Here is a 24,624-nt window from a genome sequence, read left to right as displayed (position 1 = left end):
AGGCCACTTTTCTCCAGTTTTTTTCGTCAGAAGGGTAATCATCGCATGAACATCCGACATGATCCGTTGCTCAAGCTGTCCGTGATGGCTCTCGGTTTTGCGTGCTCCGTGTTCGCATCGGGCTATGCCACGGCACAAAGCAGTGACGCAGCACAGAAAGCGGCGTCGGCGCAGGTGCAACTGGCCGCCAACTACGCACGCCTCGCGACCGATGTCTGCGGCGCGGATGCAAAGTCGGTCGAGGAGTACAAGACATCGGTCGGCAAACAGTTTCAGGATCAGAACTTTGCAGCCGATTGGGCGACCGGCTGGAATACTCACAAGTTCGTGACCGATTTCCAGAGCATGAAAGCGCATCTGAGCGCGGCCGACTACGAACAACAGAAGGCGGACACCTGCAAGAACGCGCAGGAACAGATGAAGCCCTGACGCGCAGGCTCGTTTGCCGAAGTGAATCGGTGATGAGCCGTACCGTCAACCTGAATACGCAGATGCACGTTGTCGATCACTTGTCAGGACATGACCACCAACGGGAAGCCGGTGTCGCTGACCGTCAGCGCGCTGAGTCGGGAGTTCTGTTAGCCGCGAACAATGCACGCGTCGCCTCGGAAGTATGCGGCGTCGACGAGGTCGAACTACAAGAACTCGGCGAGCAGAAATCGGCGACCTGCAGGAGCAAATGAAGCTGTAGAAGTAGTTTTACGGTTGCGCTCGTTGCGCTGGTTGCTCGATGGAGCGGCCACGTACCGGCGCACGTTGTTGGGTTAGTTATAGCCGAGAATCGCGACCGACGAAACGTCGGCACGGTCGGAAACATTGCTCGCAAGTGCATTCATCGGTGCCTGCAGCATGACTGTATAAAGCGAAGGTTTCCGAGTCGCGCTTATGCGCGCGGCAACCTCTTTGATGCCAATTGCGAGGCTCGGATAAACGGCCACGAGAGGAGTTTCAAGCGAGTTCATTTGCGCACCGCCGGACTGATAATCGTCGAGATGAGTTGCACGACGGCCAGATGCGTCGCCTCGGGAATCCCGTCGACGTTGGCATCGACGATATTGGCTACCGAGTTGATCAGGCCGACATCCACGCCGCGCCTGAGAAGCGCCGCCTCCAGCACCGGCGTGTGCGCCAGCGACGCGTTGCGTTGGCGAGCCGCGAAGGCGCCCGCGATGGCATAGCAGCCCCAATTGGAACATGCCGCTGTCACGAGCACGTCCGCGCCGGTCACCGCCCCGATACCCGCGCTGCCATCAGGTCGTTTGTCGCCGAACTTGACGTGCTTTTGAACCGCTTCCATCACGACACCCATACCGATCTCGTTGCCACCATCGCCGACCGCCACCGTCGGGATCTGCCGCGCGATGGCTTCATCGAAGAGAAAATCGATGCGGGCGCGTCCCATACCGTAGTCGATGCCGCGCATGCTGCAGTAAATGCCGTCGACGTTGCGACCGACGCGCTCCGTCGAGAAGAACAATGCCGGCGCGTACCTGTCGAGGAGCGTTTTCGACACGTCTCTTGCCGCCTGGTCCTCGACAGGGAAAGGCTCGACGCAAACAACGGCGAGGCTGCCATCGTCGCGCGCGATGACCGCCTGTTCATACGGGAGAACAGTCAGTCCCGCCGTCGTCAGAATCGCCGAAGTAGTCTCGACGAGCGTCTCCTCGACGAAGGTGATGCAAAGCGCCTTCTTTGCCAGTGACAGCGCGCGCACGACTGCCGCAAGTCCTGCGGGACCATCGTTTTCGCCGATGGCCGGCGAAATCCATGCGCGTGACACTGAACCAGTGGTCACGAAGACGTTCGCCTTGTCGGGGATGGCGTCGAGCGCATCGGCCGCGGCACCCACGAGGGAACCGCCTTGCCGCTGCCGGGCCGCCAGATAAAGATGCTCGACGCCACGTCCGCCGAGATCCAACGAGATCAGGGCATCCAGCCTGTCGTCGAAGGCGCTGAAATTACTTGAAGTCATGGTTAACTCCCTACGATAAGGCGTTTGATTGCGTCGGGGTTATCGATAATTTTCGCGACCTTGTCGAGAGACTCCATGACCGCCGTCACAACAGCGTCGAAACCCCCGACGCGATCCAGTGCGTCGAGCGTCGGCTTAAGACGTAGCGACACCCGTGCGCCCGGTTGCCCGTGGGTGTTCACGGTCAATACGCCGTAGTCCTGGAGCAGTACCATGCCAAGCGCCGAGGTGGCTTCGCATGGGACGATGACCGGCTTCGAATATTCGTTGCCCGCGAGCTTCAGGAGCACGCGCAGTACGGCATCTTCTTCGACCATCGGTCCGAGGTCGCTGCGCTGAACGAGCTCCTTGCCTAACTTGTCCTCGAGCACGGCAGCGAGCTGTTGACCGGCGGCGGACTCCTTGCGCAAGTCTTCAGGCTCATATTTCTGGAGCGACCGGAAGGCGGCGGCTGCAATCGGAGCCCGCGCCTCCATACCGAACTCCGCACCTTTCGCGGCTGCCGCGGTCACGCACTCCGGACGCCCAACCAGAACGCCGGCGCGCGGACCTGACAGACCGCCCTTATCGCAGTTCGTGATGGAGATATCCGCGCCCATCTGAAGACTCAAGCGGCCGCCGTGCAACACAGTCCGTAGACGCGCGCCATACGCTTCGTCCAGAAAGACCTTCGCGCCGAGTGCGTGCGCGTATTCGGTGACCTGGGTCGTGATGTGGTCGTCCAGACGCTCGAGACTGCTCGTGACCGTGGTGACGATTACCAGAGCGGGGGCGTTCTTGCCGATTGCCGCTGCCCACTCCTTGTCACCCTGAATCTCGATGACCGGGACGCCGGCGATTTTCGAACCACGAATAACCGATGCGTGCGAACGTCCACCGGGCGGCACCACGGACACCACGGGTTGGCCGTTCGCCAGCGCCGCGATTGTCGCGATGATGCCGGCGCTGGTTCGGTTGAACGTGGCAACAGCGTCGTCGGCCTTTCCGCCCATATGACCAATTGCAACCTGGCGCAGCGATTCCGCTTCAAGTCCCGGCCCGACCCACTCTTCGCAAAGCGTGGCAATGTCTTCAGGCCTGATCGGGAAGTCGCGCTGATTACCGGTGAATACGCCGATCGACTCCGCGCCGAGGGTTTTCACACGTTTCGCCGCGACGGCCTGCCCATGGCGAAGGCGAAGTGCCTCGTCGATGCTGGAGCGGATGATGTTGCCTCTCGCGAAGCCTACGGTTGGGTCGATGGGGTTTCCGAAGCTGTCCGTCTTCACGGGACTCGGGTCCGGGGTGCCTGCTGCCCGGTTGGCTTCCTTGACGTCATTCATGACTGACACCTGTGTATTCAAATGAGTGCTGCTGCGAGAGTGTTGGGAGGGCGCCCTGCGTAGTCATAGCGACACAGTGACGATGCTTCGCAGGAGTTCGACGAACGCGGTATGTCCTTGCCAGTTGATGCCGTCCACCGCGACCTCCGCTTTCGACGTCGCGCCGTCTCGGGCACCGGCTTTCACCGTTGCTTCAATCAGCGCGTGTTCGAGGGCCTGGGTATGCAGCACGTCGATGTTTCCAGTCTTCGCGGCCAGCGCCGCGGCGATTGCATACGCCCCCCAGTTGGAGACCGACGCGCTGACAACCACGTCCGTCGCCGTTACCGTGACAACGCCGGATGCATGCCCGGCCAGCGATTTGCCGCCCAGAGGGTGCACGGCGGTAATGGCATCGCGCACCGCGCCAAAGCCGACTTCATTGCCGCCGTCACCGATGCCGATCGTCAGCACCCCGCGCCGGCGCGCCAAATCAGCGAGCAGGTATACGTGACCGACATCCTCGGGGTTGCGACAATCACCTCGCACTCCGTGGAAATAACCTTCCTTGTTCGGGCCATCGCGTTCGACGAAGACGACCGCAGCCGGCCGGTACTCTTCCATCAATGTGCGGGCGATATCGCGGCCAGGCTCGAGTCCAAGCGGAAAGCACACCGTTGAAATTGCGGCGGGGCCACCCAGTTCGGCATTGATGGTCGCGGCAACGGCCATCACCGGGGCAGCATGCGCATCTTCGGTGACAAGGACCACGCGCACCCCGAACGCGACGACCAGCGCACGTGCGAGAACCGCGGCGCCTACCGGCCCGTCTGTTTCACCTTGCGGCAGCCTGGGGGGTGTGCCGGCTCCCGTGGCAATGAAGACGACGTCACCGCGGGACAATGTGTCGGCGAGTTTGCGTGCCGCGAGTGAACTGAGCGGCTCTCCGTGGTGAGCGCGGCACACGTCGTACATCGGCACGACGTAGCCTGCTGGAAGACCGCCGTTTAGCGGGCGGATTTCCACTGTCATAAGACGGTCGATCCGCTCGCCTGTAATCCGCTCGTCAAGCGAAGTCATCGTTGCGCTCTTTTTAACGGTCGATAGGTTCACGATAGGTCTCCTTCACGAGAAGGACGCAGACCAGTGAAATGATTGCCGACACCACCACGTACCAGGAGACGGACATGGAGTTGCCGCTTCGCGCCACGAGCCACGCGGCAATGAGCGGCGTCGGCGCACTGGAGATGATTCCGGAGAGCTGATAGGCAGTCGACGAGCCGCTGAACCGGTAGCGGGTCGGGTATTGCTCGGCGTAAATAACGCCGTGCAGCGAGCCGGTGGAAGCGTGGCCGATGCCGAGGCCGAGAGACAGCGCGACCGTAATAAGGACAGGGTTCGCCGTGTCGAGGAGCCAGAACAGCGGAAATGCGTAAAGCGCGAAGAAGACGGCACCGAACCCGTAGACGACGCGCCGGCCGACCTTGTCGGAAAGCCACCCGAAAACCGGCTGCATGAACAGGTCGACTGCGGCTGCTACGAGAAGCCCCGTCGAGGCAACGCTTCGCGGCAGATGCAAGGTTCCGGTGATGTACGTCAGCGCATAAACGGTGATGAGGAAGTAGCCGACGTTCGCCACGGTCTGGAAGAACACCATGATGACGGTCTTCTTCTTTTCGTTTTGCCATACCTCGAGCAGCGGCGCGCGCGATACGTTGCCGGACTCCTTGACCTTCTCAAAAGCGGGCGGCTCGGATACCTGCAAGCGGATGTACATCCCGACTCCCAGCAGGGCGAGGCTGAAGATGAACGGCAAACGCCATCCCCATGCGAAGAACTGCTGGTCCGGCAACGCGGAAACGAGAGCGAATGCACCGGTGGATACCAGCAGCCCGGCCGGCACACCCATTTGCATGGTGCTTCCGAAAAGTCCTCTGCGCCCGGTTGGCGCATGCTCGACGGACATCAGTGCCGCGCCGCCCCACTCGCCACCCAGAGCGAAACCCTGGATGACGCGCAGGAGAATCAGAAGCGCGGGGCTCCAGTGACCCACTGCGTTGTAAGAAGGCAGGAACCCGATGCCGGCCGTGCATAGCCCCATGACGAGCAGCGTGAACACCAGCATCTTCTTGCGGCCCATCCGGTCACCGAAGTGACCGATGACCATGCCTCCAAGCGGGCGCAGCACGAATGCAACGGCGAACGAAGCCATCGACGCAAGCGTTGCAAGCTCCGGGGTCAAGTCGTTAAAGAAGACTTTCGGAAATACCAGCGCCGCGGCTGTGCCGTATAGAAAATAGTCGTACCACTCGACCGTCGTACCGATGAAAGAACTGAATGCTGCTCGCGTCGAAACGCCGCGAGCCTCCCTGGCTTCATCCGAAGCCGTTGCTGCGAGATTTGCGCTCATGAAAGACTCCCAACCTGTTGCCCAGTAGAGGTGTGTTGGTAACCCGGTCAGTCGCCGGGTTACCTTATCCGCGGCGTTGCGTTACACGTTAATAGTCACGCTCTTTCGCGATGTGTACGCTTCCAGCGCGCCTTCAATGGAGTACTCCGCACCGATACCGCTTTGCTTCGCACCGCCGTACGACATACCCGGAATCTGGCCGCCGGCGCGATTGACCTGCAACCAGCCCGCGTCGATTTTTTCCGTGACGCGCAGTGCCGTGGTCAGGTCGTTCGTGAAGACATAAGCAGCAAGGCCGTAGACGGAGTCGTTTGCCCATTGCAACACTTCTTCTTCGTCTTTCCAGGGCAATGCCACCAGAACCGGGCCGAAGACTTCTTCACGGCACACGCGCCAGTTGTTGTCGACGCCGGTGAAAATCACGGGCTCGGGGAAGAACCCCTTTGCTTCATCGACCGTCGGCGGCAGCGCGCCCGTCAAAACCTTCGCGCCGTTGTTGATGGCTTCTTCGATGAACGCGCGCACTTCCGAATAGCGCTCGGCGCTGATGATTGCGCCGATATCGCTCGTCTCGTCCAGCGAATCGCCGATTTTCAGTTCCTTTACTTTGGCAACGACCCGGGTCATCACCTGGTCCCAGACGCTTTCGTGGACGTACAAACGCGAGCCGGCGGTACAGGACTGACCTTGGCGCGCGAAGCGCATCGCGTTGATGATGCCGGTGACCGTCGAGTCGATATGTTCCGGCGTTGCCGCATCCGGGTAGACGATGCACGGACTCTTGCCGCCGAGCTCCAGCGTTGCGTGACCGATGCGGTCGGCAACCGCGTGACCGACCAGCTTGCCGACTTCCAGCGAACCGGTGAACGACACCTTGGCGACGTCCGGATGCGCGGCGAGCGGTGCGCCGGCCTCGATACCCGTACCCGTTACCACATTGAACACACCCGCCGGGAACAGGCCGGTGGCGAGCTCCGCGATTTTGATGACGGCGAGAGGCGCGTCTTCCGCCGGCTTCAGAACCAGCGTATTGCCGGTGCCGAGCGCCATGCCGATTTTCACGGCCGCGAGGACCACCGGCGAATTCCACGGAATGATGGCGCCGACCACGCCGAGCGGTTCACGCGTCGTATAGCTGAAGAGGCCCGGGCCCAGCGGAAGCGTTTCGCCCTTTTGTTCGGCGATGACACCGCCGTAGTAACGCAGAACTTCCGCGGCGCCCAGAACTTCCGGGCGGCTCTGCGTGCGTAGTGCATTGCCGCTTTCCGCGGCCAGGACTCGGGCGATTTCCTCGGCGTTCGCGGTAACGCGATTGCCCAGTTCAATCAGGAGTGCGCCGCGTGCACGCGATGCCATGCGACGCCATGCCGGGAAAGCCGCGCTCGCGGCGGCAACGGCCGCCTTGACGTCTGCTTCGTCGCTTGCACCGATGGAGACAATTTTCGTGCGGCGCGATGGATTTTCGACATCGAGGGTCTTGCCCTTCGCGGGTGCGCGCCACTCGTTGTTAATCAGCAAGCCGGTAATGCCCGCCTTCGGCACGACGATTTCGGCGGAAACATTGTCAGTGATGGAATTCACGCTATGTCCTCTGGTGTTCAATTGACTTGCTGGGTGACCGGCAGATTGAGGCGCACGCCGAGCAGCTCTTCGTAGATCTCATTCACGCTGGTCGAATCCTTGCCGCCGAGACCCTTTGCGCGGGCTGCGTTGTAGGTCTGCAGCACGAGTTGGCCGAGCGGCATCGGAAAGTTCGAGAATTCGTCGAGGCACAACTTGATGTCTTTGTGCATCAGGTCGATCGCGAAGTTGGCCGGGCGCTGTTCGGTGAACAGGGTCTTCGGCAGGTAGTCGAGCATCTTGCTGCCGGCGAGGCCAGCGCTCAGAACGTCGCACAGCACGTCGAGCTTCGCGCCCGCCTTGACGCTCGCGCTCAGGACTTCGCCGAGCGCAACGGTGTTGATTGCCGTGAGCAGGTTGTGGCTCAATTTCGTGAGTTGACCCGCGCCCGTATCGCCGCAATGCACGACGCGGCCGGCCAGGACCTCGAAAATCGGTGCAAGTTTTTCGATGACCGCGGGCGAACCACCCACCATCAGAACCAGCTTGCCGTTCTCGGCGCCCGCAACGCCACCGCTTACGGGCGAATCGACGAAGCTGACTTTTTTTGCCGCCGCCGCGGCGGCAATCTCCTTGGTCGTTGCGGGGTCGACGGTGCTGAAATCGACGATGATTGCGCCTTCCGCCGCCGTTTGCAGCACACCGGTTTCACCAGTCACCGCATCGCGGAGCGTCTTCGGGTTCGGCAGGCTGAGGAGAATGCGTTCCGCGTCCCGTGCTGCGTCGGCCGGGCTTTTCGCGGCGCTTACCCCCTTCGATGCGAGCGCGTCGACTGCAGCCTGGCTGGGGTCGAACACGCACACCTGATGACCCGCTGCGACGAGGCGGCCTGCCATACGGCTGCCCATGCGTCCCACTCCGATAAATGCGACCTTCATTTGAGCTTCCTCTAACTGGAATCTGACTGGTTGAGCCGGGCAAAACGCGCAATGCCTAAGTCATTGTCAGTCAAGGGTTTTCCCTGTTTCGTCCAGGCATTGCGTGCCGGTGATGTGACTATAGGAAGACAAATTTAGAAAAAAAAGACGACACTTTTTGACGCTATACGTAAGCTTCACTTACCATTTGCTCCATGTCCCCTTGGGAGCGCGGCAATGCTCAACCTCAGCCGTCTTCATCTGCTGCACGAGTTGTCGGTTCTTGGAACGATTTCGGCGGTCGCGGAAGCGGTCCATCTCACGCGGCCCGCGGTTTCACAACAGCTGGCCCAACTGGAAGATGAACTCGAGACGGTTCTGATCGAACGGTCGGGTCGCGGCGTTCAACTGACGCCTGCCGGGCGCCGCCTGGTCGCACGGGCGACCGGGTTGTTCGAAATGGTCGCGGAGATTGAATCCGAAGTTGCCGCCGCGAACGTGGAGGTCAGCGGCGAGGTGCGTATGTCGGCATTCGGTTCGCTGGCAAGCAGTGTGGTGCCGGTCGCCGTCAGCCGCCTGCTCGAGCAGCACCCGCAGTTGAACGTCGTCTTTACTGAACTGGAGCCGTCCGAGGGTTTGCGAGCGGCCGCCGCCAAGCAGACCGACCTCGCGATCGTGGACGACCTCGTGGGTGCCGAAACACTCGCAAGCGCGCTCGAGTTTCATCCGTTATGCGTTGATCATTTCGATGCGGTTGTATCGTCAAGGCACAAGCTTGCGGGACGAAAATCTATTGCATTATCGGACCTCGCGCACGAACGCTGGGCGTTGAATCAGTCCGCGGCGACCTACCACACGTTCCTTCTGAACGCCTGCTATGCAGGCGGGTTCATCCCGAAGGTGACGACGAGCAGCCGCAACACGGCAGTTACACTGGAAATGGTCCGCACCGGCTGTGCCGTCGCTGTGTTGCCGCGGCTCGCGTTGCGGCAGGCGGAGAAAGACCGTGACTTCTCCGTCATTCCGATTGACCCCGTGTTGAACCGGCGCGTATTCATTGCGTTGCCACGCGGGACGGCAAAACGGCCCGCTATCGCGGCGGTTCTGGATGCTCTGACGTTGGCCGCCGAACTATCCGGGTGAAGGCCGAACCGGCGAGGGTCTCCTCACAAGACCGGGGCGGCCAATCGAGTAGGATCGCGCTCAATACGAACGAGGTATCGCCGAGGCCTGGAGGCGTTTTCGGATAAGGTCCGCGACAGCGTCAACGTCCGTTTCGTCGTTGAAAATGCCGAACGAAATTCTTATTCCATCTCGCTCCGGCGACACGCGGACATTGTTCTCCGCGAAATACGCCAACCAGTCCGGCGATAGCGCAAGTGTGTAAATGTGCGCGCGCTCCGTCGCATTTCGCGGGCCCACGAGCGGGATGCGAAGATCATCGAGATGCTCGATAAGTCTGTCGCCGAGACTGAGAACATGGGCTTCGACGTTGTCGACGCCGATGGTCCCGAGCAGGTTCAAGGTAGCGCCCAGCGCATGAATTCCCGGCAAGTTGAAGTTGCCGATTTCGAATCGACCGGCCCCTGCTCGCAGAGCGACATCATCGGGACGCGCTATGAAATCGGCTGGCGGATTCGCGATTCCAGCCATCGCGAGATAAATGGGCTCGAGGCTGTCGAGGCTGGAATCGACGTAAAGGAAACCAAGTCCTTGCGGCACCAGCAGTCCTTTATGACATCCCGCCGCCAGAATCGAAATGCCAAGGTCTTTGACGTCGAGCGGCAAGACGCCGACTGACTGCATTGCATCGACAACCAGATAAAGAGCCTTCTCCTTGCAAAGCTGTCCGATGGACCGGATGTCATGTCGCTGCCCGGCGTGAAAGGTGACGTGCGAAAGAGATATGACTCGCGTTTTGCTGTCGATATATGGCGCGAAAGTCTGGGCATTCGCAACCGCTCCGGATAGCTTGACGAACCTCACCTCGATGCCTTTACGACGCAAATTCAGCCACGCATAGGCGTTGTTGGGATGATCGCCTTCAATCAGCAGGACATTGTCGCCCGCGTTGAGGTCAATCGCATTGGCCGCGATGTTGAGGCCTTCTGACGTGTTCTTCGTGTAGGCGATTTCGTCAGCCGATGCGCCGACGAATGACGCGAGAACTCCGCGCACCTGTTCGACCCTGGCCAGCCATTTCGGTTTTGGACCTGCCGTCTCGAAGCTTTCCGCGAGAAAGTCTTCGATTGCCCGCTTCGCGGTCACGCCCAGCGGCGTCTGGTGTGCCGAGTCCAGATAGAGCATTTTGCCGGCCACCGGAAAATCTGCCCTGATTACTGCGTTATCGAGGAGTGTCATGAGCGTTCATCGCTGCGCGCCCGGATGGGCGCTGCAAATGGAAGAGGGTTATGGGAAGGGGGGCGCGACGAGCACGCTCGCGGGTGACCATCCGTTCATTCAGGCGTGCGCCAGCACCTGCCCGAGGAATTCGCGCACACGCGGATGAACTGCGTCGCTGAAGAACTCATCCGGTGGTAAGTCGACCAGGATGCGGCCGCCGTCCACGAAGATGATCCGGTCGGCCACTCTCCGCGCAAACGACATTTCGTGGGTGACACAAAGCATGGTCATACCCTCCGTCGCCAAGGCAACCATCGTGTCGAGAACCTCCTTGACCATCTCCGGGTCCAGGGCCGATGTCGGTTCATCGAAGAGCATGACACTCGGACTCATGCATAAGGCCCGTGCGATGGCCACTCGCTGTTGCTGGCCTCCCGAGAGTTGGGGAGGATATTTTTCCGCCTGATTGGCTACACGAACCTTGGTGAGCAGCCGGGTCGCAAGATCTCTTGCGTCATCCCTGCTTACGCCGTTCACTTTCACGGGGGCGAGCATGCAGTTCTTGAGTACCGTGTAGTGCGGAAACAGATTGAAACTCTGGAACACCATGCCTACATGGCGACGTACATCAGCGGGCTTCTGGTATCGCTCGCCGGTTTGTGGGTTTCGGACGATGACCTCTCCGCCGTCGATGTCCTCCAGCCCGTTGATGCAACGGATAAGAGTCGACTTGCCGGATCCCGACGGTCCGCAAATCACCACTTTCTGTCCCACGCCGATCTTCAGGTTGACGCCGTCGAGAACAGTGTGCGCCCCGAAGCGCTTGGTCAGCGATACGAGTTCGACGACCGGGGTATCGGTTGCATTCATTTCCGCTCCCTGTAACGGGTGATGAGGTGAAGTCAGTTGGCTGCGGTGACAACGACCGGAGCTGGAGTACGTGTTTCGCCCTTTGCCTGGCGACGCGCCCGAAGATAGTCGGCAAGCTCCGCCACGCCGGAGCAGATGACGAAGTAGACGAGCGCCGCGAAGGTGTAAAACTCCACGAGCTTGCCGTCACGCTGAGCAATCTTCGAGGCCGCCCCGACAAAGTCGGTCAGCGACAGGACGTACACGAGAGACGTGTCCTGGAACAGAATGATGGCCTGCGTAACCATGATCGGGACCACCGCCTTGAGTGCCTGTGGAACGATGACGAGCGAATACGCATGCCAGGTGGAAAAGCCCAAGGCTTTCGCTCCCTCGTATTGGCCCGCTGGCACGGACAGCAGACCCGAACGGATGATTTCGCAGAAGTAGGCGGCTTCAAAAAGCGTGTACGTGACGAACGCCGTCAATTGCGGACTGACGGAAACCGAGATTCCTGTCGGAGAGAAATGGCGCAGCGCCAGCGGGACAAGAAAGAAAAACCAGAACAGCACCATGATGAGCGGAATTGACCGCATGACCGTCACGTAAGCCCAGACGATACGGTCGAGCACCGGGACCCGGATGTGACGAATCACGGCCAGCACTATCCCGATAGCGAGGCCGCCGAGAAACGCGAGGAAAGTGAGCTTGAGGGTGAACACCATGCCCTCGCCGAGATACGGGAGCGCGCGCTGGATGGCTCCAAAGTCATACGTAGTCATGCTTGCCTCTATGCGTTGCCGAGCGTCGTGACATTCGATCTGACGGAAAACCGCCGCATCACGATCTCGGCCGCGCCATAAATGACGAGGGAGAGGGCGAAGTACGTCACTGTGACGACGCTGAACGATTCGAAGGTTCTGAACGTGAACTCGTTCATCTGCTGTGCCTGCGCGGTCAGGTCGAGCAGCCCGATTGTCATGGCGACCGAAGTGTTTTTGAGCAATGCCAATGCTTCACTCGTAAGTGAGGGCGCCATTGTTCGCAGCGACTGGGGTATCAGGATGCATGCATACGTGGTGAAGCTGGATAGCCCGAGCGCGTGAGCCGCCTCACGCTGTCCTTTCGGCAACGACTGAATCCCTGCGCGAATCTGCTCGGCGACGCGCGCTCCTGTGTACAAACCGATCGCAATCAATGCAGGGACGAAACTGGCCCATGGTGGAGGCATCTGCTTGATTGCATTTCCCAATGCGGCAGGCAGGATCTCCGGAAAAACGAAGTACCAGAGAAATGCCTGAAGCAGCAGGGGGATGTTTCGGAATACCTGAACGTAGGCGCGGCTTAACGTGCGGAGCACCTTGCTGCGCGACGTCCGGCCCGAACCGACCGCCACTCCCAGTACCGCCGAAATGACGGCGGCGCCGAGCCACAGCAGCAAAGTCCAATACAGGCCCGAGAGCAACCAGTTGAAGTAGTGATTTCCGTCGACGGTTGTTTCGAACAGGAGTTGCATGGTTGCCCCCGGTGAATGAGCAGCGCTGCCGCGCCGGACAGATTTACGAAGGCAACTTGTCGCTCGGCGCTTTGACGCGCTCTTTCAGGTCATCGCTCATCGGGAAGTTCAGTTTGATCCCGCGCGGCGGAATCGGGTCTTCGAACCATTTAGCGTAGATCTTGTTGAATTCACCCGAGGCCATCAGCGACTTCAATGTATCGTCGACCGTCTTCTTGAAGCCCGGATCGTCCTTCGCGAACATCAGGCCGTAGACGAGCGAGTTATAGGATTCCGGCAGGAACGTGAAGGCAGCCGGGTCTTTGGCGTCCGCTTTCTTCGCGGCGAGCAGAATGTCGTCTTCGATGAAGGCCGCCGCGCGGCCGTTTTCCAGAACGAGCATTGACTCGCCATGGTCATGCGCCGGAATGAACTTCAGGTCGAGGTTGTTCTTCTCGCTGATTTCCTTCGCGAAACCCAATGCATTCGAGCCCTGGGTGTAAACCACGGTCTTGCCCTTGAGGTCTGCCGCGGACTTGATGCCCGAGTTTGCTTTCACCAGCCAGCGGGTATGGCTGACGAACGTACCGACCGAGAAGCCGACCTGCTTTTGGCGGTCGAGGCTGTTCGCCGTACTGGCGCATTCAATGTCGACGTTTCCGTTGTTCACGAGGGCGATGCGATTGGCCGAAGTGACCGGAACGTTCGTCACTTTCAATGCCGGCATGGTCTGCTTCAGTTTGTCGACCACTGCGTGACACAGGTCGATCGAGAACCCGACGTAGTTCTGGTTCTGGTCGAGGTAGGAAAACGGCACGGAAGCATCCCGCACTCCCAGCCGTATTTCGCCGGTGCTTCTGATTTTGGCGAGCGTGTCGGCGGCGTTGACGTGCGCCGGAAACATCGTCGTGCCCGCAACGAGAAGAACCGCTGGAACGAAAAGTCTGAACAGCATTCCGAACTCCTGTGTTGTCGCTTATTCACTCGCGCAGCGAGGTCTCCCGGCGCTGGCATTCGTAGGTGGATTTATGCGCACTGAACAACTGGGTGCAGAAAAACTGTAGGTATCCAAAAACAATAAAAAAAGACGACCTTTTCTTTCCGAATAGGAAAGAAAAAGTGTCGTGTCGGGGTGGGGCGATACCTACGTTGATGAGTCGTAGACGATGCGACGTCGTGCGGGCGGGTTGAATGTTTGGCGTTGCCGCTATCGATGACAGCTCCTGGTTCAACGGAGCATGGGCAAGCGACAGGTGGTTTGAAAACAAAAAAGCCGCTGTTCGTAAGAACAGCGGCTTTTTCTTGAAGCTGGTGGCGAATCAGGGACTCGAACCCCGGACCTGCGGATTATGATTCCGTTGCTCTAACCGACTGAGCTAATTCGCCGAAAGAAGCGAAATTATGCTGACGGCGCCGAGGGTTGTCAACCCCCGGCGCGTATCTTTTCAACAGGCTCAGCTTGCCCGAATATCAGTCCTTCGCGTAGATATCCGAGTCCTTGGTCTCCCGCACGAACAGCATGCCGATCACGAACGTAATCAGCGCGATCACGATCGGATACCACAGCCCCGAGTAGATGTTGCCCTTCGCCGCGACGATCGCGAACGCGGTGGCCGGCAGGAAGCCGCCGAACCAGCCATTGCCGATGTGATACGGCAGCGACATCGACGTATAGCGGATCCGCGTCGGGAACATCTCCACCAGCATCGCGGCGATCGGCCCGTAGACCATCGTCACGTAGATCACGAGGATCGTCAGGATCACGACGCTCATCGGCCAGTTGATCTGCGCCGGATCGGCCTTCGGCGGATAGCCGGCGGCCTTCAGTGTCGCGGCCAGAGTCTTCTCGAACACCTGGGCTTGCTCTTTCGCGTCGGCGGCGCGGCCGTCGAACGTGTTGACGACCGTGTCGCCCACGCGGATCTGCGCGATCGTGCCGGCCGGCGCGGCGACGTTGTCATAGTTCAGACCGGCTCGCGACAGCGCGCCCTTCGCGATGTCGCACGAGGTCACGAACTTCGCGGTGCCCACCGGGTTGAACTGGAACGAGCACTCCGACGGATTCGCGATCACGACGATCGGCGACTTCGCGGTCGCCGCTTCGAGCGCCGGGTTCGCGTAGTGCGTGAGCGCCTTGAAGAGCGGGAAGTACGTCAACGCGGCGATCAGCAGACCGGCCATGATGATCGGCTTGCGGCCGATACGATCCGACAGCGAGCCGAAGAACAGGAAGAACGGCGTGCCGATCAGTAGCGCCAGCGCGATCATGATGTTCGCGCTCGAGCCATCGACCTTCAGCGTCTGCGTGAGGAAGAACAGCGTGTAGAACTGGCCCGTATACCAGACCACGGCCTGACCCGCGGTCAGGCCGAGCAACGCGAGAATCACGACCTTCAGGTTCTTCCACTGGCCGAACGCTTCGGAGAGCGGCGCCTTCGAGGTCTTGCCCTCGGCCTTGATGCGCTCGAACACCGGCGACTCATGCAGTTGCAGACGGATCCACACCGAGACGGCCAGCAGCAGGATCGACACGATGAACGGAATGCGCCAACCCCAGGCGCCGAACGAGTCCTCGCCCATCATCGTGCGCACGCCGAGAATCACGAGCAGCGACAGGAACAGGCCGAGCGTCGCGGTGGTCTGGATCCACGCGGTGTAGAAGCCGCGGCGTCCCGCCGGCGCGTGTTCGGCCACGTAGGTCGCGGCGCCGCCGTACTCGCCGCCGAGCGCGAGGCCCTGCAGCAGGCGCATCGCGATGAAGATCACCGGCGAGGCGATACCGATCGCCGCGTAGCCGGGCAGGAAGCCGACGAGGAACGTCGACAGGCCCATGATGATGATCGTCACGAGGAACGTGTACTTGCGCCCGACCATGTCGCCGAGCCGCCCGAACACGATCGCGCCGAACGGCCGCACCGCGAAGCCCGCCGCGAAGCTGAGCAGCGTGAAGATGAAGCCGGCGGTCGGATTGACGCCGGAGAAAAAGCTCTTGCTGATGAAGGCCGCCAGCGAGCCGGCCAGATAAAAGTCGTACCACTCGAAAACCGTACCCAGCGACGATGCGAAGATCACCCGCTTCTCATCGCGCGTCATCGGCACGGGCGAGAGTTGCCCGCCAACGGTAGCCATATATCGTCTCCAAATATTTGATATGCAGGCGGAACCGCCGGCACGGGCGTTTCCGTGCAACCGATTATTGGAGTGGAAACTTACGTCGTTCTGACGTCGCGGGGAGATATAGGGTAGGCTGGTAAACCGGCGAACCGGCGATTAATTTCAGGCAACGTGCCTTGAATTCCGCGCAATCTGCCTGGAAATATCTCAAAAACACGCGACGGGCGCGGCTGACGGTCAGGCCGCGTTAGGGTAATTCCCGTCCCCGTTCGAGCACGTGCAAGCTGACACGCACGAGCGTCCCCGCGAGCCGCGGCGACGCCTGATAGACGTTGTCGTCGATCGTCAGTTCGCCGCCGTGCATCGCCGTGATCTCGCGCACGATCGCCAGCCCGAGGCCACTGCCGTCGCCCTCGCGGCCGAGAATCCGGTAGAAGCGCTCGACCACGCGCGAGCGCTCGGCGGCCGGAATGCCGAGGCCGGTGTCCTCGACTTCGAGATGCACGAGCCGCGCGGCCGCGTCGTGCCTCACCCGCACGGTGATGCGGCCGCCCGCCGGCGTGTAGCGGATCGCGTTGTCGATCAGGTTCGACAGCATTTCGCGCAGCATCACCGGATTGCCGGCGACTTCGACCGGCTCGTCGGGCGCTTCGTAGCCGAGGTCCATCTGCTTCGCGAGCGCGGGCTGCACCCATTCGCGCACCGCGCTGCGCGCGAGCTCGCCGAGTTCGACCGGCGTGAAGATCTGTCCCGAGCGGCGGTTCTCGGCGCGCGCGAGCGCGAGCAGTTGTGTGACGAGCCGCGCCGCGTGCTCCGAACTCGTCGCGATCTGTTCGAGCGAGCGATGCACCTCCGCCGACGCGTTCTGGCGCAGCGCGAGCTCGGCCTGGGTGCGCAGGCCGGCGAGCGGCGTTTTCATCTGATGCGCGGCGTCGGCGATGAAGCGTTTCTGCAGCTCCATGTTCTGTTCGAGGCGCGTGAGCAGGTCGTTGAACGACGTCACGAGCGGCTCGATTTCCGGCGGCGCGCGGCGCGCTTCGAGCGGCGACAGATCGTCCGGGCGGCGCGCGCGGATATGCGCCTGCAACGCGTGCAGCGGCGCGAGCCCGCGCGACAGGCCGAACCACACGAGCAGGATCGCGAGCGGCAAGATCACGAACTGCGGCAGGATCACGCCCTTGATGATGTCGTTGGCGAGCTGGCTGCGTTTGTCGAGCGTTTCGGCGACCTGTACGAGCACGGGCTGCGCGCCCGGCGTCTGCGGAAACTCGACGGTCGTGTAGGCGACGCGGATGTCGTTGCCGCGCAGCACGTCGTCGCGAAATTCGACGAGGCCCGGCTGCGGCCGGTCTTCCTCGTGCGGCAGCGGCATGTCGCGCTCGCCGGCGACGAGTTCGCCGCGCGTGCCGAGCACCTGGAAGAACACGCTGTCGACGTTGTCGGCGCGCAGGAAATCGCGCGTGGACTCGGGCAGCGACAGCTCCGCGACGCCATTGACCGGATGGATCTGGCGCGCGAGCACGTAGGCGTCGGTTTCGAGCGCGCGGTCGAACGGACTGTTCGCGATCGACTTTGCGACGAGATAGGTAACCGCGAGGCTCATCGGCCAGAGCAGCAGCAGCGGCGCGAGCATCCAGTCGAGGATTTCGCCGAACAGCGAGCGCGGGCGCGCCTCGGCGGCGGCCTCGGTTTCGTCGGGCGGAGCGAACGGATTGGCGTAGCGCGCATCGCGCGCCTCGTCGAGGTCCGCCGCGTGCGCCGTGGCGCGATCAGCGCGTGCGGACATCGCGGCCCTCTATTTGTAGTGATGGCTCGCCGGCATCGCGCCCGAAGACTGCGCGGTGGACGGTTGGGCCGATTGAGGCGGCTCGGCGCCCGGAGAGGGCGCGCTTGCGCTCGCCGCCGGGCTCGCATTGGCCGGCGGCGGCGCCTTTTCGAGGCAGTAGCCGAGGCCGCGCACGGTGATGATGCGCACACCGCTCGGCTCGATCTTCTTGCGCAACCGGTGCACGTAGACCTCGATCGCGTTGTTGCTGACTTCCTCGCCCCATTCGCACAGGTGATCGACGAGCTGTTCCTTCGAGACCAGCCGGCCGATCCGCTGCAACAGCACTTCGAGCAGACCGAGCTCGCGCGCGGACAGGTCGATCACCTGGTCGTTTACCTGCGCGATCCGGCCCACCTGGTCGAACGACAGCGAACCGTGCCGCACCACCGTCGGACCGCCCCCCGCGCCGCGCCGCGTCAGCGCGCGCACGCGCGCCTCGAGTTCGTTGAGCGCGAAGGGTTTGGCCATGTAGTCGTCGGCGCCGAGATCGAGGCCCTTGACGCGTTCGTCGACACTGTCGGCGGCGGTCAGGATCAGCACGGGCAGGTTCGAATTGCGCGCGCGCAGGCGACGCAGCACCTCGAGCCCGGACATGCGCGGCAGGCCCAGATCGAGGATCAATAGGTCGAACGTCTGCATTGACAAAGCGGTATCGGCTTCCACGCCGCTTTTCACGTGATCGACGGCATAGGCCGATTGGCGGAGTGATCGAACCAGACCGTCCGCGAGTATGCTGTCGTCTTCGGCTATCAGAATTCGCATGATGCGCCAGCCTGGCTTTGCCGGCACCGTGGGGCTCGCCCCGGCGCGCGGCTGTCTCCGAACATTATTTGTGGGTAGTTGGGGCGGCGCGACAGTAAAAATGCGCGTTCGCATGACAATCGCGCTTGCCAAAACTACTGTTTTTTTATACAGTGTCTGCGTTTCGTGTGCTGTTCCCGGAAAGAGGCCAGATCTGGCTGAAACCCGGGCACACGCCTGCCTCAGACGCCGTTCATCATAGCAAAGGACGATTCATGGAAGAAAGCAAGAAAGGCTCGGCTGGACTGACTGCTGAAAAGAGCAAGGCACTCGCCGCCGCGCTCGCGCAGATCGAAAAGCAGTTCGGCAAAGGGTCGGTCATGCGGCTCGGCGCAGGTGAGGTAGTCGAAGACATTCAGGTCGTCTCGACCGGATCGCTCGGCCTCGACATCGCACTGGGCGTCGGCGGTTTGCCGCGTGGCCGCGTGGTTGAAATCTACGGTCCGGAGTCGTCCGGTAAAACTACGCTGACGCTGCAGGTCATCGCCGAAATGCAGAAGCTCGGCGGCACCGCGGCGTTTATCGACGCGGAACACGCGCTGGACATCCAATACGCGGGTAAGCTCGGCGTGAACGTCGCCGACCTGCTGGTCTCGCAGCCGGACACCGGCGAACAGGCGCTCGAAATCGCCGACGCGCTGGTGCGCTCGGGCTCGATCGACATGATCGTGATCGACTCGGTCGCGGCGCTCGTGCCGAAGGCGGAAATCGAAGGCGAAATGGGCGATTCGCTGCCGGGTCTGCAGGCGCGTCTGATGTCGCAGGCGCTGCGCAAGCTCACCGGCACGATCAAGCGCACGAACTGCCTCGTGATCTTCATCAACCAGATCCGCATGAAGATCGGCGTGATGTTCGGCAATCCGGAAACCACCACGGGCGGCAATGCGCTGAAGTTCTACGCGTCGGTGCGTCTGGACATTCGCCGGATCGGTTCGATCAAGAAGAACGACGAAGTGATCGGCAACGAAACGCGCGTGAAGGTCGTCAAGAACAAGGTGTCGCCACCGTTCCGCGAAGCGATTTTCGACATCCTGTACGGCGAGGGCATCTCGCGTCAGGGCGAAATCATCGACCTGGGCGTGCAGGCGAAGATCGTCGACAAGGCTGGCGCATGGTACAGCTACAGCGGCGAGCGGATCGGTCAGGGCAAGGACAACGCGCGTGAATTCCTGCGCGAAAATCCGGATATCGCTCGCGAAATCGAAAACCGTATCCGCGAATCGCTGGGCGTCACCGTGATGGCGGACGCCGTGGCCGGCGCAGACGCTGAAGTCGCGGACGAAGAAGAGTAAGCATCACGTGATCCGCAAAGGCCGGCCGTTGTCCGATACCGGACGCTATCCGGACGGCCCGCGCGACATGGCGGATGGATCGCCTGATGCTGGTGTCCCATCCGCCGGCGACCCATTCGATCCGTTCGAATCGTTCGACGAGCACGATCGCCCCGCGGACCGAGGTCCGCGGCGTACGCGGTCCGAATCCTCCCCATCGTCGTCCAGCGCGGATTTCTCCCCGGTCAATTCCGGGGGCGCCTCCGAGGGTGCCCCAGAAGTCACCTACACCCGCTCGCGCCGTCAACCCGGCGAAACGAAGCCGGGTCAGTCCGACGAAGACGAAAGCAGAAAATCCCCACGCCCAGCCCGTTCGCTAAAAGCGCGCGCGCTCGGTTATCTGTCGCGCCGCGAATACAGCCGCGTCGAACTCGCACGCAAGCTGAAACCCTACGTCGAGGAAACCGATTCGCTCGACGCGGTGCTCGACTCGCTTCAAGCCGAAAACTGGCTATCCGACTCACGTTTCGCGGAAAGCCTGATTCACCGGCGCTCGTCGCGGCTCGGCACGAGCCGCATCCTCGGCGAACTGAAACAGCACGCGCTCAACCCGGCGCTCGTCGAAGAGGCCACCGCGCAATTGCGCGAAACCGAACTCGCACGCGCGCAGGCGGTCTGGCGCAAGAAATTCGGCCGGCTTCCGGAAACGCCGGCCGAGCGCGCGAAGCAGGCGCGCTTTCTCGCGTCGCGCGGTTTTTCCGGCGCAACGATCAGCAAGATACTCAAAGGTATCGACGAGATGTGAAACGGTGCCTGGCGCGACCGCATTCAGCGCGGCGGCGCGGCCGGCAATCCGGCGCCGCGGGCCGCCGGGCGGGCGTGTGCATTCCGGGCTATCCCGAATACCCGTTATGCTAAACTCCATCAGTTTTCCAATCCGGCCTTTCCTTCCCGCATGTCGCTTTCCCCGCCAGTGTCCCGTCAGTTGCGCCATCGTCGCGCAATCAGAGCGGAAGCCTATGAGCGAGCCGACGGCCTGTGGGATGTGGAAGCGTGCCTCACCGACGAAAAGCCACGCGATGTGGCGCTTGCGTCGGGTGTCCGGCCCAATGGTCAGCCGATCCATGAACTCTGGCTTCGCATCACCATCGATCGCAAGCTCAATGTCGTCGACGCCGAGGCGTCGTCCGACTGGGTGCCCTATCCAAGGTTGTGCCAGGCCAGCAATCCCGCCTATCGTGCCCTCATCGGGCTCAATCTGTTCCACAACTTCCGTCGCGATGCCGCCCGTCTGCTGGCCGGTACGGCTGGTTGCACGCATCTCACCGAGCTGTGCGCGATCCTGCCGACCGCCGCGATCCAGGCGTTCGCCGGCGACGTGTGGAATACCGCCAATGAGAGCGCGCCGGGCGAGAGCGCGGGTTCGGCAGACGCGTCTGCCGACCCGGGCGAGCATTCCAACGACAAGCCGCCATTCCAGTTGGGACGCTGCCACGCGCTGCGTTTCGACGGCGAGGCGGTGAAACAGTTTTATCCGCGCTGGTATGGCCATGCGCCGCGCGTGGCGCAACGCGCGGCCTCGTCAGACGACGCGGCGGCCCGCGAAGAAGGCGGCAGCGCGTCGGCATGAATGGCGGCAACGGAAACGAAGTTCAATCCAACTCTCAGACTGAAGGGAATCACGCATGAAGATTCACGAGTACCAGGGTAAGGAAATCCTGCGGAAATTCGGCGTCGCGGTACCGCGCGGCAAGCCGGTCTTCTCGGTGGATGATGCGGTCAAGGCCGCGGAAGAGCTCGGCGGCCCGGTGTGGGTCGTGAAGGCTCAGATCCACGCGGGTGGCCGTGGCAAGGGCGGCGGCGTGAAGGTTGCCAAGTCGCTGGACCAGGTTCGCGAGTACTCGAACCAGATCCTCGGCATGCAGCTCGTCACGCACCAGACCGGTCCGGAAGGCCAGAAGGTGAACCGTCTGCTGATCGAAGAAGGCGCCGACATCAAGAAGGAACTGTATGTCGGCCTCGTGATCGACCGCGTGTCGCAGAAGATCGTCGTGATGGCGTCGAGCGAAGGCGGCATGGACGTCGAGGAAGTCGCGGAAAAGACGCCCGAGCTGATCCACAAGGTGGCGGTCGATCCGTCGACCGGCCTGAAGGACTCGGAAGCCGACGACCTCGCGAAGAAGATCGGCGTGCCCGACGCTTCGATCCCGCAAGCGCGCGCGATCCTGCAGGGTCTGTACAAGGCGTTCTGGGAAACCGACGCGTCGCTCGCCGAAATCAACCCGCTGATCCTGACCGGCGACGGCAAGGTCATCGCGCTCGACGCGAAGTTCAACTTCGACTCGAACGCGCTGTTCCGTCACCCGGAAATCGTCGCGTACCGCGATCTGGACGAAGAAGATCCGGCCGAAATCGAAGCGTCGAAGTTCGACCTCGCGTATATCTCGCTCGACGGCAACATCGGCTGCCTCGTGAACGGCGCGGGCCTCGCAATGGCGACGATGGACACCATCAAGCTGTTCGGCGGCGAACCGGCGAACTTCCTCGACGTGGGCGGTGGCGCCACGACCGAGAAGGTCACCGAAGCGTTCAAGATCATGCTGAAGAACCCGAACCTGACCGCGATCCTGGTCAACATCTTCGGCGGCATCATGCGCTGCGACGTGATCGCGGAAGGCGTGATCGCGGCGTCGAAGGCTGTGTCGCTGAAGGTGCCGCTCGTGGTCCGCATGAAGGGCACGAACGAAGACCTGGGCAAGAAGATGCTCGCCGAATCCGGCCTGCCGATCATCTCGGCGGACAGCATGGAAGAAGCAGCTCAGAAGGTCGTCGCGGCTGCTTCGGGCAAGGCGTAAGCCACCTGTCTACCGCGCATTTACCAGCTCATTTGCCAAAATGACGAGTGGCGGCGCGCAAGCGACTCAGGCGTGAAGTACGCCGGGTGGCGCTACCGCGCGACGCCAAACGAACAGAGGTCAATACATGTCGATTCTGATCAACAAAGACACCAAGGTCATCACGCAGGGCATCACCGGCAAGACCGGTCAGTTCCACACGCGTGCTTGCCGTGAATACGCAAACGGCCGCGAAGCGTACGTCGCGGGCGTGAACCCGAAGCGCGCCGGCGAAGATTTCGAAGGCATTCCTATCTACGCTAGCGTCGCTGAAGCCAAGGCTGAAACGGGCGCGACCGTGTCGGTGATTTACGTTCCGCCGGCAGGCGCTGCTGCTGCGATCTGGGAAGCGGTCGAAGCCGACCTGGATCTCGCAATCTGCATCACGGAAGGCATTCCCGTGCGTGACATGATCGAGCTCAAGGCGCGTATGCGCGCGGAAAACCGCAAGACGCTGCTGCTCGGACCGAACTGCCCGGGCACGATCACGCCGGACGAACTGAAGATCGGCATCATGCCGGGTCACATTCACCGCAAGGGCCGCATCGGCGTCGTGTCGCGTTCGGGCACGCTGACGTATGAAGCAGTCGGCCAGCTGACCGCGATCGGCCTCGGCCAGTCGTCGGCAGTCGGTATCGGCGGCGACCCGATCAACGGTCTGAAGCACATCGACGTGATGAAGATGTTCAACGACGATCCGGAGACGGACGCCGTCATCATGATCGGCGAAATCGGCGGTCCGGACGAAGCGAACGCCGCGTACTGGATCAAGGACAACATGAAGAAGCCGGTGGTCGGCTTCATCGCCGGCGTCACGGCGCCTCCGGGCAAGCGCATGGGCCATGCCGGCGCGCTGATCTCGGGCGGTGCGGACACCGCCGAAGCGAAGCTGGAAATCATGGACGCATGCGGTATCAAGGTCACGAAGAACCCGTCGGAAATGGCGCGTCTTCTGAAGGCGATGCTGTAAATCGAAGAAATTTGCGTGCTGTAGCGGCGCGGTTTTGATACGCTTACGGAGTCCTTTCGTGAGCGGGCGGTCCCGAAAAGCGGGGGAGTGCAGACTCCCCCGCTTTTTTCATGCCCGTGCCTGTGTCCGCGTGCCAGCTTTTTTCCTGTTTTCTCATGCTCGAATTCTTCTCGACGCTCAACTGGGGCGCGGTCTTCCAGATCATCGTCATCGACATTCTGCTGGGTGGCGATAACGCGGTCGTGATCGCGCTGGCCTGCCGCAACCTGCCGCCCGCGCAGCGCGTACGCGGGGTGCTGTGGGGGACCGCCGGCGCGATCCTGCTGCGCGTCGTGCTGATCGCGTTCGCGGTTGTGCTGCTCGACGTGCCGCTCCTGAAATTCACGGGTGGTTTGCTGCTGCTGTGGATCGGCGTGCGTCTGCTCGCGCCCGCGCACGACATGCATGAGAACGTGAAGCCCGCCGACAGGCTGATGTCGGCGATCAAGACGATCATCGTCGCGGACGCGGTGATGAGCCTCGACAACGTGATCGCGATTGCCGGCGCGGCCGAGGCCGCCGAACAGGAGCATCGTCTCGCGCTCGTGATCTTCGGCCTCGTGGTGAGCATTCCGCTGATCGTGTGGGGCAGTCAACTGATTCTGAGGCTGCTCGACCGCTTTCCGGTCATCGTGCTGTTCGGCGCGGCGCTGCTCGGCTGGATCGCGGGCGGTTTGATGGTCAACGACCCGGCCGGCGACCGCTGGCCGATCCTTGATACGCCCACCGCCGTCTACGGGATGAGCATCGCGGGTGCGCTGTTCGTCGTAATCGTCGGCTATCTGATGAAGCGGCGCAACGCGAGGCGCGCGGCGGTCGGAGGGTAATGATGCGGCCGGCACGATAACATTGGCCATCTG

Annotated in this window: 23 protein-coding genes, 1 tRNA gene and 1 pseudogene; 9 read left to right on the top strand and 16 right to left on the bottom strand. The window is 61.8% G+C overall.

Annotation, left to right across the window (positions count from 1 at the left end):
• Nucleotides 1-45 precede the first annotated feature (45 nt).
• Together QM685_RS09930 and QM685_RS09925 are read left to right on the top strand one after the other, a co-directional pair.
• Nucleotides 46-429 carry a hypothetical protein gene (locus tag QM685_RS09930; protein WP_415115224.1) on the top strand — a complete coding sequence of 128 codons (384 nt, stop codon included), beginning with the start codon at nucleotides 46-48 and terminating at the stop codon, nucleotides 427-429.
• Nucleotides 430-461: 32 nt separating this feature from the next.
• A complete protein-coding gene (locus tag QM685_RS09925) occupies nucleotides 462-683 on the top strand; it encodes a hypothetical protein (protein WP_415115222.1) in 222 nt (73 codons plus the stop codon).
• Between the two features lie 81 nt (nucleotides 684-764).
• Here QM685_RS09925 and QM685_RS09920 read toward each other — a convergent pair whose 3' ends face one another.
• The 7 genes and pseudogenes from QM685_RS09920 to QM685_RS09890 all read right to left on the bottom strand — a co-directional run.
• Nucleotides 765-962 (bottom strand): hypothetical protein, encoded by a 198-nt coding sequence (locus tag QM685_RS09920; protein ID WP_415115221.1) that lies wholly within the window; start codon nucleotides 960-962, stop codon nucleotides 765-767.
• On the bottom strand, nucleotides 959-1,972 hold the full coding sequence (locus QM685_RS09915) for a glutamate cyclase domain-containing protein (protein WP_415115220.1): 1,014 nt from the start codon (nucleotides 1,970-1,972) through the stop codon (nucleotides 959-961). The genes QM685_RS09920 and QM685_RS09915 overlap by 4 nt, the downstream gene beginning before the upstream one ends.
• Nucleotides 1,973-1,974: 2 nt before the next feature.
• Nucleotides 1,975-3,294, bottom strand: a complete 1,320-nt coding sequence (locus QM685_RS09910; RefSeq protein ID WP_415115218.1) for a selenocysteine synthase — start codon at nucleotides 3,292-3,294, stop codon at nucleotides 1,975-1,977.
• Between the two features lie 63 nt (nucleotides 3,295-3,357).
• Nucleotides 3,358-4,386, bottom strand: a complete 1,029-nt coding sequence (locus QM685_RS09905) for a glutamate cyclase domain-containing protein (RefSeq protein WP_415115216.1) — start codon at nucleotides 4,384-4,386, stop codon at nucleotides 3,358-3,360.
• Nucleotides 4,367-5,683 (bottom strand): MFS transporter, encoded by a 1,317-nt coding sequence (locus QM685_RS09900; RefSeq protein ID WP_415115214.1) that lies wholly within the window; start codon nucleotides 5,681-5,683, stop codon nucleotides 4,367-4,369. Before QM685_RS09900 ends, QM685_RS09905 begins: the two co-directional genes overlap by 20 nt.
• A gap of 81 nt (nucleotides 5,684-5,764) precedes the next feature.
• Entirely contained in the window at nucleotides 5,765-7,264 is a 1,500-nt protein-coding gene (locus QM685_RS09895; protein WP_415115212.1) for an aldehyde dehydrogenase family protein, read from the bottom strand.
• A 17-nt stretch (nucleotides 7,265-7,281) separates the two neighbouring features.
• Nucleotides 7,282-8,187 (bottom strand): annotated as a pseudogene (locus QM685_RS09890) (NAD(P)-dependent oxidoreductase); the annotation flags it as partial.
• A 210-nt stretch (nucleotides 8,188-8,397) separates the two neighbouring features.
• On the opposite strand from QM685_RS09890, the gene QM685_RS09885 reads away from it, so the two are divergent.
• Nucleotides 8,398-9,303, top strand: a complete 906-nt coding sequence (locus QM685_RS09885; RefSeq protein ID WP_415115210.1) for a LysR family transcriptional regulator — start codon at nucleotides 8,398-8,400, stop codon at nucleotides 9,301-9,303.
• Nucleotides 9,304-9,363: 60 nt separating this feature from the next.
• On the opposite strand, the gene QM685_RS09880 is transcribed toward QM685_RS09885, so the two are convergent.
• From QM685_RS09880 to QM685_RS09840, 9 genes are all read right to left on the bottom strand, one after another.
• A complete protein-coding gene (locus QM685_RS09880) occupies nucleotides 9,364-10,521 on the bottom strand; it encodes an aminotransferase class V-fold PLP-dependent enzyme (protein ID WP_415115208.1) in 1,158 nt (385 codons plus the stop codon).
• 99 nt (nucleotides 10,522-10,620) lie between these two features.
• Complete coding sequence (locus tag QM685_RS09875; protein ID WP_415115206.1) at nucleotides 10,621-11,373, bottom strand: amino acid ABC transporter ATP-binding protein; 753 nt, start codon at nucleotides 11,371-11,373, stop codon at nucleotides 10,621-10,623.
• A gap of 32 nt (nucleotides 11,374-11,405) precedes the next feature.
• Nucleotides 11,406-12,134, bottom strand: a complete 729-nt coding sequence (locus QM685_RS09870) for an amino acid ABC transporter permease (RefSeq protein ID WP_415115204.1) — start codon at nucleotides 12,132-12,134, stop codon at nucleotides 11,406-11,408.
• 8 nt (nucleotides 12,135-12,142) lie between these two features.
• Nucleotides 12,143-12,868 carry an amino acid ABC transporter permease gene (locus QM685_RS09865; RefSeq protein ID WP_415115202.1) on the bottom strand — a complete coding sequence of 242 codons (726 nt, stop codon included), beginning with the start codon at nucleotides 12,866-12,868 and terminating at the stop codon, nucleotides 12,143-12,145.
• Nucleotides 12,869-12,911: 43 nt separating this feature from the next.
• On the bottom strand, nucleotides 12,912-13,802 hold the full coding sequence (locus tag QM685_RS09860) for a transporter substrate-binding domain-containing protein (protein WP_415115200.1): 891 nt from the start codon (nucleotides 13,800-13,802) through the stop codon (nucleotides 12,912-12,914).
• A gap of 354 nt (nucleotides 13,803-14,156) precedes the next feature.
• Nucleotides 14,157-14,233: transfer RNA gene (locus tag QM685_RS09855), tRNA-Met, on the bottom strand.
• Between the two features lie 84 nt (nucleotides 14,234-14,317).
• Complete coding sequence (locus QM685_RS09850) at nucleotides 14,318-15,976, bottom strand: MFS transporter (RefSeq protein ID WP_415115198.1); 1,659 nt, start codon at nucleotides 15,974-15,976, stop codon at nucleotides 14,318-14,320.
• A 232-nt stretch (nucleotides 15,977-16,208) separates the two neighbouring features.
• Nucleotides 16,209-17,747, bottom strand: a complete 1,539-nt coding sequence (locus QM685_RS09845) for a sensor histidine kinase N-terminal domain-containing protein (protein ID WP_415115196.1) — start codon at nucleotides 17,745-17,747, stop codon at nucleotides 16,209-16,211.
• Nucleotides 17,748-17,756: 9 nt separating this feature from the next.
• Nucleotides 17,757-18,551, bottom strand: a complete 795-nt coding sequence (locus QM685_RS09840) for a response regulator (protein WP_415115194.1) — start codon at nucleotides 18,549-18,551, stop codon at nucleotides 17,757-17,759.
• Nucleotides 18,552-18,805: 254 nt separating this feature from the next.
• Between QM685_RS09840 and recA the strand changes: the two genes are divergently transcribed.
• The 6 genes from recA to QM685_RS09810 all read left to right on the top strand — a co-directional run bounded on the left by recA (nucleotide 18,806) and on the right by QM685_RS09810 (nucleotide 24,591).
• Nucleotides 18,806-19,882, top strand: a complete 1,077-nt coding sequence (recA, locus tag QM685_RS09835) for a recombinase RecA (protein ID WP_415115192.1) — start codon at nucleotides 18,806-18,808, stop codon at nucleotides 19,880-19,882.
• A gap of 7 nt (nucleotides 19,883-19,889) precedes the next feature.
• On the top strand, nucleotides 19,890-20,666 hold the full coding sequence (recX, locus tag QM685_RS09830; protein WP_415115190.1) for a recombination regulator RecX: 777 nt from the start codon (nucleotides 19,890-19,892) through the stop codon (nucleotides 20,664-20,666).
• 150 nt (nucleotides 20,667-20,816) lie between these two features.
• Nucleotides 20,817-21,491, top strand: a complete 675-nt coding sequence (locus QM685_RS09825) for a DUF2889 domain-containing protein (RefSeq protein WP_415115189.1) — start codon at nucleotides 20,817-20,819, stop codon at nucleotides 21,489-21,491.
• 55 nt (nucleotides 21,492-21,546) lie between these two features.
• Nucleotides 21,547-22,716, top strand: coding sequence for an ADP-forming succinate--CoA ligase subunit beta (gene sucC / locus QM685_RS09820; RefSeq protein ID WP_415115187.1), 1,170 nt, complete (start codon nucleotides 21,547-21,549; stop codon nucleotides 22,714-22,716).
• Nucleotides 22,717-22,843: 127 nt separating this feature from the next.
• Nucleotides 22,844-23,725, top strand: a complete 882-nt coding sequence (gene sucD, locus QM685_RS09815; protein WP_415115185.1) for a succinate--CoA ligase subunit alpha — start codon at nucleotides 22,844-22,846, stop codon at nucleotides 23,723-23,725.
• 155 nt (nucleotides 23,726-23,880) lie between these two features.
• Entirely contained in the window at nucleotides 23,881-24,591 is a 711-nt protein-coding gene (locus tag QM685_RS09810; protein WP_415115183.1) for a TerC family protein, read from the top strand.
• Nucleotides 24,592-24,624 lie beyond the last annotated feature (33 nt).

The organism is Paraburkholderia sp., from assembly GCF_047605525.1.
Taxonomy (GTDB): domain Bacteria; phylum Pseudomonadota; class Gammaproteobacteria; order Burkholderiales; family Burkholderiaceae; genus Paraburkholderia.
This window is presented reverse-complemented; position numbering and strand designations above follow the sequence as displayed.